Origin of the sequence: Terasakiella sp. 4MB5A, assembly GCF_050058155.1 — a bacterium.
Classification (GTDB): Bacteria; Pseudomonadota; Alphaproteobacteria; order Rhodospirillales; family Terasakiellaceae; genus Terasakiella; species Terasakiella halodenitrificans.
In genome coordinates this window covers 1,141,116-1,154,394 of sequence record NZ_CP188815.1, presented here as the reverse complement: position 1 = coordinate 1,154,394, position 13,279 = coordinate 1,141,116, and the positions used below count along the sequence as shown (strand labels likewise).

14 protein-coding genes are annotated in these 13,279 nt (G+C 47.0%); 8 read left to right on the top strand and 6 right to left on the bottom strand.

Annotated elements, in window-relative coordinates; all coding sequences use genetic code 11:
- Both ACI0FF_RS05495 and ACI0FF_RS05490 read left to right on the top strand, forming a co-directional pair.
- Positions 1-747, top strand: coding sequence for a competence/damage-inducible protein A (locus tag ACI0FF_RS05495; protein ID WP_419799122.1), 747 nt, complete (start codon positions 1-3; stop codon positions 745-747).
- On the top strand, positions 744-1,034 hold the full coding sequence (locus ACI0FF_RS05490; protein WP_419799121.1) for a hypothetical protein: 291 nt from the start codon (positions 744-746) through the stop codon (positions 1,032-1,034). Before ACI0FF_RS05495 ends, ACI0FF_RS05490 begins: the two co-directional genes overlap by 4 nt.
- A 1-nt stretch (position 1,035) precedes the next feature.
- Here ACI0FF_RS05490 and bluB read toward each other — a convergent pair whose 3' ends face one another.
- The 3 genes from bluB to ACI0FF_RS05475 all read right to left on the bottom strand — a co-directional run bounded on the left by bluB (position 1,036) and on the right by ACI0FF_RS05475 (position 4,988).
- On the bottom strand, positions 1,036-1,674 hold the full coding sequence (gene bluB / locus ACI0FF_RS05485; protein ID WP_419799120.1) for a 5,6-dimethylbenzimidazole synthase: 639 nt from the start codon (positions 1,672-1,674) through the stop codon (positions 1,036-1,038).
- A gap of 17 nt (positions 1,675-1,691) precedes the next feature.
- A complete protein-coding gene (locus ACI0FF_RS05480; protein WP_419799119.1) occupies positions 1,692-4,163 on the bottom strand; it encodes an EAL domain-containing protein in 2,472 nt (823 codons plus the stop codon).
- Between the two features lie 354 nt (positions 4,164-4,517).
- Positions 4,518-4,988 carry a MarR family winged helix-turn-helix transcriptional regulator gene (locus ACI0FF_RS05475; RefSeq protein ID WP_419799118.1) on the bottom strand — a complete coding sequence of 157 codons (471 nt, stop codon included), beginning with the start codon at positions 4,986-4,988 and terminating at the stop codon, positions 4,518-4,520.
- Positions 4,989-5,142: 154 nt separating this feature from the next.
- Here ACI0FF_RS05475 and ACI0FF_RS05470 point away from each other — a divergent pair, with 154 nt between their 5' ends.
- The 3 genes from ACI0FF_RS05470 to ACI0FF_RS05460 all read left to right on the top strand — a co-directional run bounded on the left by ACI0FF_RS05470 (position 5,143) and on the right by ACI0FF_RS05460 (position 7,625).
- Positions 5,143-6,153: a fumarylacetoacetate hydrolase family protein gene (locus ACI0FF_RS05470; RefSeq protein ID WP_419799117.1), complete on the top strand. Its 1,011-nt coding sequence runs from the start codon at positions 5,143-5,145 to the stop codon at positions 6,151-6,153.
- Positions 6,153-6,788: a maleylacetoacetate isomerase gene (gene maiA / locus ACI0FF_RS05465; RefSeq protein ID WP_419799116.1), complete on the top strand. Its 636-nt coding sequence runs from the start codon at positions 6,153-6,155 to the stop codon at positions 6,786-6,788. The genes ACI0FF_RS05470 and maiA overlap by 1 nt, the downstream gene beginning before the upstream one ends.
- A 66-nt stretch (positions 6,789-6,854) precedes the next feature.
- Entirely contained in the window at positions 6,855-7,625 is a 771-nt protein-coding gene (locus ACI0FF_RS05460; RefSeq protein ID WP_419799115.1) for a class II glutamine amidotransferase, read from the top strand.
- A gap of 112 nt (positions 7,626-7,737) precedes the next feature.
- Here the strand turns inward: ACI0FF_RS05460 and ACI0FF_RS05455 are convergent, their stop codons facing one another.
- From ACI0FF_RS05455 to ACI0FF_RS05445, 3 genes are all read right to left on the bottom strand, one after another.
- Positions 7,738-8,352, bottom strand: a complete 615-nt coding sequence (locus ACI0FF_RS05455) for a phenylacetic acid degradation protein PaaY (RefSeq protein ID WP_419799114.1) — start codon at positions 8,350-8,352, stop codon at positions 7,738-7,740.
- A gap of 85 nt (positions 8,353-8,437) precedes the next feature.
- Positions 8,438-10,096 (bottom strand): phenylacetic acid degradation protein PaaN, encoded by a 1,659-nt coding sequence (gene paaN, locus ACI0FF_RS05450; RefSeq protein WP_419799113.1) that lies wholly within the window; start codon positions 10,094-10,096, stop codon positions 8,438-8,440.
- 56 nt (positions 10,097-10,152) lie between these two features.
- Entirely contained in the window at positions 10,153-10,602 is a 450-nt protein-coding gene (locus ACI0FF_RS05445; protein WP_419799112.1) for a flavodoxin domain-containing protein, read from the bottom strand.
- A 242-nt stretch (positions 10,603-10,844) separates the two neighbouring features.
- On the opposite strand from ACI0FF_RS05445, the gene ACI0FF_RS05440 reads away from it, so the two are divergent.
- The 3 genes from ACI0FF_RS05440 (at position 10,845) to paaG (ending at position 13,279) form a co-directional block, all read left to right on the top strand.
- On the top strand, positions 10,845-11,612 hold the full coding sequence (locus ACI0FF_RS05440) for a Phenylacetic acid catabolic protein (protein ID WP_419799111.1): 768 nt from the start codon (positions 10,845-10,847) through the stop codon (positions 11,610-11,612).
- Positions 11,613-11,678: 66 nt separating this feature from the next.
- The gene (locus tag ACI0FF_RS05435) at positions 11,679-12,482 is read left to right on the top strand and encodes an enoyl-CoA hydratase-related protein (protein WP_419799110.1); all 804 of its coding nucleotides are present in this window, start codon (positions 11,679-11,681) and stop codon (positions 12,480-12,482) included.
- A 5-nt stretch (positions 12,483-12,487) separates the two neighbouring features.
- Positions 12,488-13,279: a 2-(1,2-epoxy-1,2-dihydrophenyl)acetyl-CoA isomerase PaaG gene (paaG, locus tag ACI0FF_RS05430; protein WP_419799109.1), complete on the top strand. Its 792-nt coding sequence runs from the start codon at positions 12,488-12,490 to the stop codon at positions 13,277-13,279.

Sequence of the window (13,279 nt, the reverse complement as noted above, 5' to 3'; positions counted from 1 at the left end):
ATGTCTGATAAAGTCCGTGCCTTTATTTTGATTATTGGGAACGAGGTTTTATCAGGGCGAACCCACGATGCAAACCTCGCCTTCCTTGCCAATGCCTTAAATGAGATTGGCATTCAGGTTGGCGAAGCTCGTGTCATTCCCGATGATGAAAAGATCATTATCGATACGGTCAATTATGCGCGTGCGACCTTTGACTACGTCTTCACAACAGGCGGCATCGGCCCGACGCATGACGATATCACCGCCGCCTGTATTGCCAAGGCATTCCAACGCCCGCTTATTCGCAATGAAGAGGCGGTTGCCATGCTCAAAACCCATTACAAGCCGGAAGACCTGAATGAGGCACGTTTGCGTATGGCGCATACCCCCAGTGATGTCATTTTGATTGAAAACCCCATCAGCAAAGCCCCTGGTTTTCAGGTTGAAAATGTTTTTGTTCTGGCGGGAGTTCCGCGCATTGCACAAGCCATGTTCGAAAACCTCAAATCCCGTTTAAAAGGCGCTGCCCCGGTCATCTCCAAAACCATTTCCACAGATTTGGGCGAAGGTCTTATTGCCGGACCACTCGGAGACATCCAACATAGATTCCATGATATCGAAATTGGCAGTTATCCTTATTTTCGTGAAGGAAAGACAGGTGTCAGCCTCGTTGTACGTGCCTTGCGCAAAGATGATGTGGATCTTTGTTTAGAAGAAATCAAAGTAATGATTGAATCTTTGGGTGGAAAGCTTATTTTCTCTGTATGAGAAACCCCCTGAGCGACCTGCACTGGACTGCACAAACCACCTTAATTTTCCTGTTTAAACATATGTTGGCAGGGATCTGCGGTGGTTTTTTCTTTGGTGCCTTGCTTCTTTATTACGACATCAGCAAACTCTGGACAATGATATCGGCTTCTTCCGACGGCTGGCTGGTTATGATTGTGATGTTTACTGGTTTGGCCGTTACATTTGGTAGTATTGGTATGGGCTGGGGGATTTTCAGCCTTGCCCAAGAACGTGACGACCCACCGGAAGATCACACCTATTATTGATCTAACGACGAATAACAGTCTGGCTTAAGGGCAAACGATCCTGCCATCCACAACGGACCAGTTCAGGGATTTCGTGCTCTTCTTCAGGGTAACCGATACACAGATAAGCAACCAAATCCCAGCTTGGCTCATCAATATCCAAAATACCCTTAATCGTTTCCGGTTCCACAATCGAAACCCAGCCCAACCCCACACCTTTGGCGCGTGCTGAAAGCCATAATGTCTGAATGCTGGATACAACCGAATATTTCAATGTTTCCGGCATGGTTTTCTGCCCCAGCCCCTTACCAATATCGGTTTGGGTATCGCAAAAAACCGCAATATGGGCCGGTGCCCGATCAAGACCTGATAGCTTTAAACTGGCATAATTTTCAGCCTCTTTCCCTTGGTAATCCTGAAGGGCATCACGGTTACAGGCTTCAAAATTATCGCGGACCTTTTCACGACGTATCCGGTCTTCCACAACAACAAAGCGCCACGGCTGGCTATTTCCAACCGATGGGGCCAAAGTTGCGGTTTCCAGCAACTCATCCAGCATCCCTTGCGGCAACAGATTTGTTTTAAACCGTCGGACATCCCTACGCCAACGAAACAAATCATCAAGCTTTCCACAAAATTCTTTATCAAAAACAGGGGGCATTCTTCGAACCTTCTTGCTTAATTCTTTGCAAAATTCAGATGACAGAATGAGGACATTTCCTCTGCATCTATAGGGCGGCTATAATAAAACCCTTGAATAAGGTCACATTCCTGTTGTGTGACAAATTCACGTTGATTTTCCGTTTCAACACCTTCTGCCACAACCTTGATCCCCAGTTTATGGGCCATAACGATAATGGCCTCAACCAAGGCGGCATCACCACTATCAACTTCAACATCCATAATGAATGATCTATCAATTTTCAGAACGTCAAAAGAAAAACGTTTTAAATAATTCAAAGACGAATAACCGGTACCAAAATCATCCAGGTATATTTTTATGCCCAATGCCTGAATATCATCTAACAGAATCGCTGTCCCCTCAGGGTCCTGCATAACCAATGTTTCTGTAATTTCAAATGCAATCGCTTGTGCAGAAATCTTATATTTTTGCAACATCTCTTGTATATCACGGACCAAATGACGATTGCGTAATTGATGCGGTGAGAGGTTAACCGCCACCCGAATGTCTTTCATTACCGGGTCAGTTTGCCAAATTTGAATTTGCTGACAGACTTGTTTAAGGACAAGACGTCCAATCCCGTCGATCAAGCCGGTTTCCTCAGCAATCGCAATAAAATAACCAGGGGCAACCAGGCCTTTAATTGGATGTTGCCAACGTACCAACGCTTCACAAGACACGATACAGCCTTGTTTGACATCAACAACAGGCTGGTAATAGACGACGAACTCTTCCTTCTCAATTGCTTTGCGGATTTCACGTTCCAGAATCATTTGCTCATGGGCTTCTGCATTCATTTCCTGTGTGAAGAAACGAAAATCATTGCGCCCACCTTCTTTGGCACGATACATGGCCGTATCTGCATTTCGCAACAGAACCTCCAAATCCTGACCATCATCAGGAAAGACCGTCACACCGACACTGCCGGAAACAAAAATCTCATGGCCCCCCAAGGAAAACGGCTGAGACAATTGATACAAAATTTTATTTGCAATTTTTTCGATATCGTTCACTTGGTGCAAATCGGGAATAATGACCGTAAATTCATCTCCGCCCAAACGCGATACGGTATCGGTTTCTCGCACACAAGTGCTGATCCGCACAGCAGCTTCCTGAAGCAATAAATCACCGATATTGTGCCCCAATGTATCGTTCACGCTTTTAAAACGGTCCAGATCCAAAAACATAAGGGCCACTTGTGTTTGATGGCGCTTCGCCCGCATCATTGAACGACTTAGGCGATCAAGAAATAAATTGCGGTTCGGCAAATTGGTCAAGGCATCGTAATTGGCCTGATGTCGGATCAGTTCTTCGGCTTTGATCCTTTTAGTAATATCACTGAAAACGGCCACATATTGGGATATTTCATTATTTTCATTATGCACAGCTGAAATCGATAACCATTCCGCATACAGGTCGCCATTTTTTCGCCTGTTCCAAATTTCCCCATGCCAATGGCCCGTTTTCGATAACTGTAACCACATCTTGTGATAGAATGATTTATCCTGTCGCCCTGAGCTTAAAAATCCCGGATCCTGGCCGATAACTTCATCTTCCGTATATCCCGTCACATGCGTAAAAGACGGATTAACCGCCTGAATACGATTCTGCGCATCCGTCACAACAATGGCTTCGGATGTGGTTTCAAAGACGGTTTGTGCCAATCGCAATTCATTTTCATACAGCTTGCGATCCGTAATATCAACAACAGCCCCCACAAGTCCCATCGACCCGCAGGGTTCTTGAAAACGTGCTTTATGTAATAAAATATGACGGGTGCCATCTGAACGGGTGAAAGATAATTCCTCCAAGCTATGCCCGCCTTGTGCATAGAGATTGTCATCCAGTCTGCTGACTGTTTCTGCCAGCACACTTTCATAAAGTTCGGTGGCTTTCTTACCAATGATGTCCACTTTAGAAGTTTCAATAAATTCAGCCATCGCATTGTTACATCCGATGTAACGCCCTTCCCAGTCCTTATAATAAATAGGGGTCGGTACGGCATCAATCACCGTTTGCAAAAATTCTGCCTGATGTTCCAATGCCTTATAGGCATCACGCATTTGTTTTTCCAGCAGCGACACCCGCAACGCACGTTCTACACCTTGTTCCAATTTTAACAGAAATTCATTTCCGCCTGTTTTTAAAATGAAATCCTGTGCACCGGTCTGCATGGCTTCAATAATAACTTTGTGTTCTTCTGCCCCCGTCAACATCACAACGGCAACGTGACTTCCTTGCGCACGCAAATGCTTCAACATTTCAAGACCACTCATACCTGGGTCCATCAAATGATCAAGCACTACAAGGTCAACCTTATGATTTTCCAGATAAGTCAGTGCATCATCGGCACTGTTGCAAGTTGCGGTGTTATAACCTTTTTTAGATAAAAAACCACTGACCAGCTTACGCATAATCAAATCATCATCAACCACCAAAATTTTGGTATTCTGTGCTTCAATAGGCATCCGAGTTCGCAGTTTTTTTAGTTTATCCTCACATAAGGTTTAGCTTATTTTGATTTATTTTTCTAAGGCTTTATGTGCTTAGAAAGTAAAATATAAACCAAGTAAGATGTTTTTGCGCAAATTAGCACTTGAAAACCATGACAAGCTTGGCGCACAATCTGCAAAATTTTTACAGTAATTAAATGGAGATAGGCCTATGCCCTTTCAATTAATTTTACCATGGCTTGTTATGCTTCCCATGCTTTACGGCAGCACATTTGTTGGTGTACCGCTATTTCTAGCTTTTTTATTCTGCGCTATTGGCTTATCTGCCATGCACTTTTGCGACATGACCTGCCCAAAGTCAGAAAACAGCTAAATCAGGCTTTCTGCCCGCTTGGACAGTTTCAGCAAAATTCTGTCCAGCGCGGCATATTCTTCCGTTGATAAAGATGCGCTAACATCATCTTCGAAATCCAAAGCCATCTTCCCAATCGAATTAAAGACCCGGCGTCCTTCCGCAGTCAGGGTTAACAGGTTACGGCGGCGATCAACCGTATCGCCTTCACGCTGTATCCAACCTTTTTTCTCCAAACGCGCAACCGCCCGCGATATTTGAACTTTATCCAAGTGCGAGTGCGCTCCGATCTCATGCCCGCTTTGTGGCTCTAAATGTCCGAGATTCGCCATAACCCGCCATTCACCGATCGTCATATCAAAATCTTTTGAATACCGTTTAGAAAATCCCGTACTCATTAAATGTGCAATGACAGCCATACGATAAGGCAAATACTGATCCAGAATAAGGTCGCGCTTATCGTCGTCGTCTTCATCTCTGAGTAACATGGGAACCCCTTTTTATCTTCAACCCGCATATTTATAGCCATGAGCATGCTTTTTTTGCAAGGTTTTGCCATTTTTTCCTTGAAATGGTTTCAAATGAAATTATTATCAGTAGAAACTATTTTTCTTTGACCCGATTATCAGGAACATCATCCCCATGAAACTCGCAACGCTCAAAGACGCAAGCCGTGACGGTCAACTGGTCGTTGTCTCTCGTGACCTTACGCTTTGTACGCCGGTTCCCCAAATTGCCCGAACCTTGCAAGCCGCTATTGATAACTGGATTGACCTCACGCCAAAACTACAAGCGGTTTCCGATCAATTAAATGCCGGCGAAATCAAAGAGACAAAAGCCTTTGATCAGACCGAATGCATGGCCCCTTTACCACGTGCTTACCAATGGGCAGACGGTTCAGCCTATGTCAACCATGTGGAACTGGTGCGCAAAGCCCGTGGTGCAGAATTGCCGGATAGCTTCTGGACAGACCCTTTGATGTATCAGGGAGGATCAGATGACTTTATCGGCCCGCGCGATGATATTCCACTGGCGTCTGATGAATGGGGTGTGGATTTCGAGGCTGAAATCGCAGTGATTACCGATGACGTTCCCATGTCTTCCACACCAGAACAAGCCGCCCCCCATATCAAACTGTTGATGTTGGTAAACGATTGTTCCCTGCGCGGACTTATCCCCGGTGAACTGGCCAAAGGGTTTGGTTTCTTCCAGTCCAAACCTGCCTCTGCCTTTTCCCCGGTTTGCGTCACCCCGGATGAATTGGGCGATGCGTGGGACGGGGAAAAACTATCCCTCCCTCTGCTATCCACCTTAAACGGGCAAGCCTTTGGCAAACCGGATGCGGGCGTCGATATGACCTTTACCTTCCCCAAACTGGTTTCCCATATTTGCAAGACCCGCAATGTTGGGGCAGGTACTATCATTGGATCAGGGACCATTTCCAATAAAATGAACGGCGGGCCAGGAAAACCCATTTCAGAAGGTGGTGTCGGTTATTCCTGTATCGCAGAAATCCGCATGATTGAAACCATCGAAGACGGTAGCCCCAAAACACCCTTCATGAAATTTGGCGATACGATCCGTATTGAAATGCTGGATAAAAATGGACAATCCATTTTTGGCACCATTGACCAAACCGTGGTGAAAAATTGATGAAGCTTTATGACTATTGGCGTTCGTCCGCTAGCTATCGTGTACGTATTGGGCTGAACCTTAAAAAACTGCCATACGAACATATTTGTGTGCATTTGGTAAAAGACGGTGGTCAACAGCATCAAGCCGACTACAAAGCCAAAAACGCACAAGGATTCGTACCGTCACTGGAATTGGACGACGGCCATATTCTGACACAATCCATGGCAATTTTGGAATATCTGGACGAGGCTTACCCGGCCTCGCCCTTCCTCCCCAAAAGTCCACGTGAACGCGCTTACGTCCGATCACTTGCCAACATAATCAGTGCCGACATTCACCCCGTGAATAATTTGCGTATATTGAAATATTTAGCAAAACGAATCGGCGTGGAAGAAGACGCAAAAACAGCATGGTACAAACATTGGGTCGTTGAAGGGTTCAATGCATTGGAACAACGTCTGGGCGATGATCTGTTTTGTTACGGTGACACCCCGGGTTTGGCCGATATCTGTCTTGTTCCCCAAGTTTATAACGCCCATCGTTTTAACGTCGATATGACCCCCTACCCAAAAATTGCACGCATCAATGAAAATTGTCTAAAACAGGATGCTTTTCAAAAAGCTGTTCCTGAAAACCAGCCGGATGCGGAATAAAAAACACCTACAATCTCCCTGTTTTATGATAGCGTCCTCTCCATCAAAATTAAAAGAGAGGGAACCATGTGTCGTTGGCTTGCATATTGCGGTGATCCGATTTTTCTGGATAGCCTTTTGTTCGATACAGAGAACTCCTTGATTGAACAAAGTTTGCATGCGCGCAAATCCCTCAGCGCGATTAATGGTGACGGTTTTGGTGTCGGATGGTACGGAGATCGCAAAACACCCGGCTTATTTCGCGATATTTTACCTGCATGGAATGACAGTAATCTAAAATCTATGGCCCATCAGATCAAATCGGGTCTTTTCTTTGCCCATGTTCGCGCCTCGACCGGAACACCTGTCTCGCGTGAAAACTGTCATCCCTTTGCCTATAAAAACTGGCTGTTTATGCATAACGGACAAATCGGTAATTACCGCGATGTCCGTCATGGTTTGGAAACGACACTCGATGCCAACCTTTTTGCCCATCGTTTGGGGGCGACTGACAGTGAATTGCTTTTTCTACTTTTGATTCAAAATGGTTTAGAACAAGACCCGGTTAATGCTTTGCGCAAAACCCTGCGTCAAACCATAAACATGATGGATCAGCTCAAGGCAGAACACCCTTTGCGCTTTACCGCATGCCTCAGCAATGGACAGGATATTTACGCCATTCGTTTTGCCAACGACGAACAAGCCCCCAGCCTATTCACCTGTCCCCAGAACGGAGCAACCCTCATTGCTTCGGAACCACTCAATAACGATGACGTCAACTGGTGCTCCCTAGATCAAGGCATTTTATTACACGCCACGAAAGACGAGGTTAAAAGCCACGTCTTTGACCTTCATTAAAGGTGTTCAAACATAAAAACTTGGGACCAATTGAAATTAAAGCTTTTGCCCCTACACGGGGTTTTACGCGTCTTGATCCATCCGGTGACCTTTAGCCTATTGGCCAAAATATTTAATCACCCTTTGTCTCAAACAAAGGCTTCACATTTCCGCTGGGCATACGGGCGCGGTTTTCTTCAACTTCGCGCAAGGCCGTTGCCGGTTTCATGGTTTTGAGTGAACGGATCGCCAAATCCTGATATTCCTTCGTACCGGCCCGTTTCCATGCAAATTCTTCATCCGTAACTTGCCGCATTACTTTGGCCGGGACCCCGCCAATTAAGGACCGTTTGTCAAACTTCAGCCCGGCGCGCACAAAGGCAGAAGCCGCCACAATACATTGTGACCCAATTTCGGCCCCATCCATAATCACCGCATTCATACCCACCAGCGCATCTTCGCCAATAATACAGCCATGTAAGACGGCCCCATGACCGATGTGACCGTTTTTCTTCACCACCGTATCGGTGCCGGGAAAACCGTGCATCACGCAAGTATCTTGAATATTGGACCCTTCCTCCAAAATCAAACGACCAAAATCACCACGCAAACAGCAGGCAGGCCCCACATAAACACCAGGGCCAACAATCACATCCCCGATCAAAACCGCATCAGGATGAACAAAAGCGGTTTCATCAATCACCGGCACAATACCGTCAATTTCGTAAACTTTCGGGGACATGGACATCTAAGGGTACTCCTGCAGCACAAAAGAAAAAAGCGGACTTCAACTTTTATGCCGAAGCCCGCTTCTTTCGGGAAGTAAAGAATTGTTAACGACGGCTTTGCATCACACGGAAACGCCCGGATACAAAATTCCCATCCGTCAGGGCCGCATTCGCTGCTGGGTTCGCACCGGTCGCATGGAAATCTGAAAATGCCGCCGACTGGTTGACAAAGACCCCACCCGTCAAATTGATCGACAGGTTGACGCCTGCCTCCAACGCAGCCTCTTCCACCTGTGCAACAACATCTTCGTTTTTGGAATACATGCCCAAGGTAATGGCACCATGTTCCGAAATTGTTTGACGCATTTTCTCGATACTGTCAGTCGTACTTTCCGTGGCAATCACAAACACGATAGGACCGAACAGTTCTTCGCTATATTTATCAACCTCAGCCCCCTTCAACTTCACAATCACCGGCGTATGACATTGAATGCCTTTGAACATCGGGTGATCAATTTGCGTTGTATCCAGAACGACCTCGCCCAATCCCTTGGCTTGTTCCATACGGTCCAAGATAGCTTCGTTCTGAATAGTCCCCAGAACCTCAACCGCGCGTTCAGGCACAGACAGGAATTTTTCAACACCTGTGGCAATGGCTTTGGCAACGTCATCAAAGCTCATTTTTTCGCCATTTACATCAATACCGTCTTTGGGGATGAAGATATTTTGCGGGGTCGTACACATTTGCCCGGAATATAGACTGAACGTGAAAGACAAATTGCGCGCAATCCCTTTGATGTCGTCAAAATCATCAATAATAATCGCATTCACCCCGGCTTTCTCCGTATAGACTTGGGCTTGCTTACAATTATCTTCCAACCAGTTGCCAAATTCACTGGATCCGGTGAAATCAATAATTTTGGTATCGGGATGCGTCGCAAATTCCTTCGTGATCGGCGCTTCCAGCGTATCCACGGCCAGACAAACCAAATTGGGATCAATCCCCACTTCGCTGAGCACATCACGAATAACACGAACCGTAATCGCCAAGGGTAAGACAGCGCGCGGGTGCGGTTTAACAATGACGGCATTCCCTGTCACCAAAGAAGCAAACAAACCGGGATAGCCATTCCATGTCGGGAAAGTCGCACAACCGACCATCAAGGCAACACCCCGCCCGACAGCGGTAAATTTCTTTTTCATTTCCAAAGGATCGTTCTTACCTTGCGGTTTGACCCAATCCGCTGTTTCTGGGTGACGCATCATTTCATCATACCCATAGGCAACGGCTTCCAGTCCCCGGTCCTGTGCGTGTGCCCCACCCGCCTGAAAGGCCATCATAAAGGCTTGGCCCGTGGTATGCATAACGGAAAACGCAATCTCGAAACTTTTGGCATTCAGGCGTTCCAACACTTCCATGCACACACCGGCGCGCCCTTTCGGCCCTAGTTTGCGCCATGCAGGCATTGCTGCTTTGGCTGCCGTCATCATCGCATTGACGTCTGGTGCCGGATAATCAATATCAAACGTCACACCGAACGGGCCGTCTTCTGACCCTTTGGTCGTGCCGTTCTGCGGTTGGTCGATTTCAAAGGCTTTGCCCAAATGAGATTGGAAAGCCTTGATCCCATCGTCCTGCGCCGTTTCACCATAGACACGCGGACTGGGCATTTCTTTATAAGCGGACCAATATCCACGTGAACGTGCAGCGGCACAGGCTTGATCCAGTTTTTCTTTATGACGTTCAAAAAGCTCGAGGCTCATATTCTTAATTCCCTATTCTTGGATGTATTTCTTTTTTAAAGATCGGCTATTTTTCATTACAGCAAATCAAGCCATTCCTTGACCCATTCAATCGCTTCTTCATCAGGCAAAGGTTGCGTACAGGCATCAACTTCCAGACGGTCCCCTGCCCGCTTTGCCCCGCAGGCGGCAAAAACAGCATCCATATCCTTGCCCGCCTTGCAGAACGTATCGGAATAGGTCTGATCGCCCAGCGCAATAATTCCATATTTCACGTGCGACAAATCAGGGGTGTCTTCTTTCATCGCATCATACAAGGGAATGATATTATCTGGTAATTCCCCCAACCCATGTGTCGAACAACTGATGATAATGGTGTCATGACCGTCCAGCACAGCGCACCCGTCGTCAAAATCCTCGATGATCTCTACATCATGGTCCAGACGCGATAATTCATCACTCAGCGCCTCCGCCACCATTTGGGCATTTCCCGATTCTGTTCCTACGAATATCGCGATGCTTGTCATTTCTTACACTCGTTCTTTTTTGTTTAACCCTGCATAATCCCTAGATAAAAGATGGCTTTTTCATCTTGCATACATATTTATATAAGGATCGGCCCTTTTCTTTTAACATTAATGTTTGAATGTTTCTAATTTTTTTGATACTAAATTTATATAAAGTTGTCTAGTTTTGTATCACATTATTTTTTAGACAACAAAACAAGGCACAAACTGAAATACCTTTTGCCAAGGGGAGAGGAAGAATTATGTCCAAGACAGATGATGCATTGCTTGCCCGCATTGCCAACAACGAAAAGCTGACTTCAACTGACGAGCTAACGCCGGGCTATCGCGGGGAACTCCGCCGTTTACTCGTCGCCTTTGTCGATTCTGAACTGGCCGGCGCCGCTGGTTTTGTCGACACAATCAACAAAGCACCCGGCATGCGTGAACGCTGCACCGCCGCGCGTATCGTTGCAGAAAAATTCGACCACGCCCAACAGGCCCTCACCCTTTTGGAAGGTTTCGGTGTAAATACAGACCTTTACGTCCAATCCCATCCGTGGGATGCCCGCCTGTCACGCACCATTGATCTGGGCAACCGCCGTATCGGTGGCGACAAACGCCTGAACGTCTTTCACTACCCCTTTGAAGGCTGGCTCGACTCCGTTGTGATGAATATGTTGATGGGGCTTGCTTCCTCTATTCAGCTTGAAGAACTGACCCATTGTTCCTACGCCCCGCTGGTGGCCGTCATGGGCGAGATTGCGGCACGCGAAGCTGAACATGCCGAACTAGGGCGCAAAGGTCTGCAAAAAGCTGTCGAAAACGGCTATAGCCTAGAAGCGGCACAGGCCAGTGTGGATTACTGGTATCCACGTGTTGCCGCCACTTTCGGTAAAAGCGATTCGCAACGTTTTGAACAAGACAAAGCCTATGGTTTGCGCAAAACAGCCAACGCCGACTTGCTGGCAAAATGGGAAAGCCGCATGGCGGAACAACTCGCCAGAATCGGACTGGAAGCGCGCTGCTAGTAAAAGTTATCAATTTCAAACGATACTACCAATTTTTTGTATCATATTATTTTTTAGGATCTGAAATTGACTTGTCTTCACGTTCCCTATCTGGATGGATGCACAGATATTTTATCTGAATTGGATGATAAATACGTCCTGAGTATTTGCCTGAACCGACCAAAGGCACGAAATGCCTTGCGCACACAATTATTGAACGAGCTTGCACAAACCCTTGGCAAAGCAAGCCGTGACGAGCGTGTACGCTGCGTTGTTTTAACCGGTGGCGAAAAAGTGTTTGCCGCCGGTGCCGACATTACGGAAATGGCAGATAAAACACCCGTTGATGTTTTAAACGATCCCCGTGCGGATTATTGGGCCGCCATTCGTGCCTTTAACAAACCCATGATCGGGGCCGTCAACGGTTTCTGTCTGGGCGGCGGCAATGAATTGGCGATGCATTGTGATATCTTAATCGCTGGTAAAAATGCCCAATTTGGACAGCCCGAAATTAACCTTGGCATTATTCCCGGTGCGGGCGGAACGCAACGCCTGACCCAAATGATCGGAAAATCAAAAGCCATGCGCATGGTTCTGTCTGGTCAATTCATATCAGCTGACGAAGCTGAAAAAGCCGGACTGGTCGCAGAAGTATGCGAACCGGAACTGACATATGACAAGGCCTATGCACTTGCCTGTGTGATCGCTTCCAAACCGCCAGTTGCCGCGCGTTTGGCAAAAGAATCGGTACTCAAGGCCTCTGATACCCTTCTCAGTGAAGGGCTGGCGTTTGAGCGCAAAGCCTTTGGCACCTTGTTTGCCACCGAAGATAAAGCCGAAGGCGTTGCCGCCTTCATGGAAAAACGAAAACCTGTATTTAAGGGACGCTAAGAACAATGACCTTAGAAACCATCCTTTTTGAAAAGAAAGACGGCTACGCCAAAATCACGCTGAACCGCCCGGATGTGCTCAACAGCTTTAACGAAACCATGCATGTTGAATTGCGTGATGCCTTAAAAGACTGTCAAAAAGACGACAATGTACGCGCTATTTTGCTGACCGCCGCCGGACGTGGTTTTTGTGCCGGGCAAGATTTGGGCGACCGGGCCGTACAAGGCGATGAAGGACCACGCGATTTGTCCCAAACGATTGAAAAGTTTTACAATCCCTTGGTTCGCCTGATCCAGTCCATCGAAAAACCCGTTGTCTGCGCCGTCAATGGTGTCGCCGCCGGTGCAGGTGCCAATATCGCCCTTGCCTGTGACATCGTATATGCTGCTGAACGTGCCAGTTTCATTCAAGCCTTCTGCAAGATCGGCCTTATTCCCGATAGTGGCGGCACTTGGAGCCTGCCCAACCTGATCGGCATGGCACGTGCCAAAGCCTTGGCCCTGTTAGGGGAAAAAATCAGTGCAACCCAAGCCGAAGAATGGGGCATGATTTGGAAATGTGTCGATAACGATGCCTTAAATGAAACCACCGAAGAACTTTGCCTCCATCTCGCCCAGCAACCGACATTGGGGTTGGGATTGATCAAACGGGCCCTAAATGCTGCCCCGACCAACACGATGGACGAACAACTTGATCTGGAACGCGACCTGCAAAAACTCGCCGGGTTCAGTGAAGATTATAAAGAAGGTGTCAGCGCCTTCTTGGAAAAACGCAAACCGAATTTCACAGGTAAATAA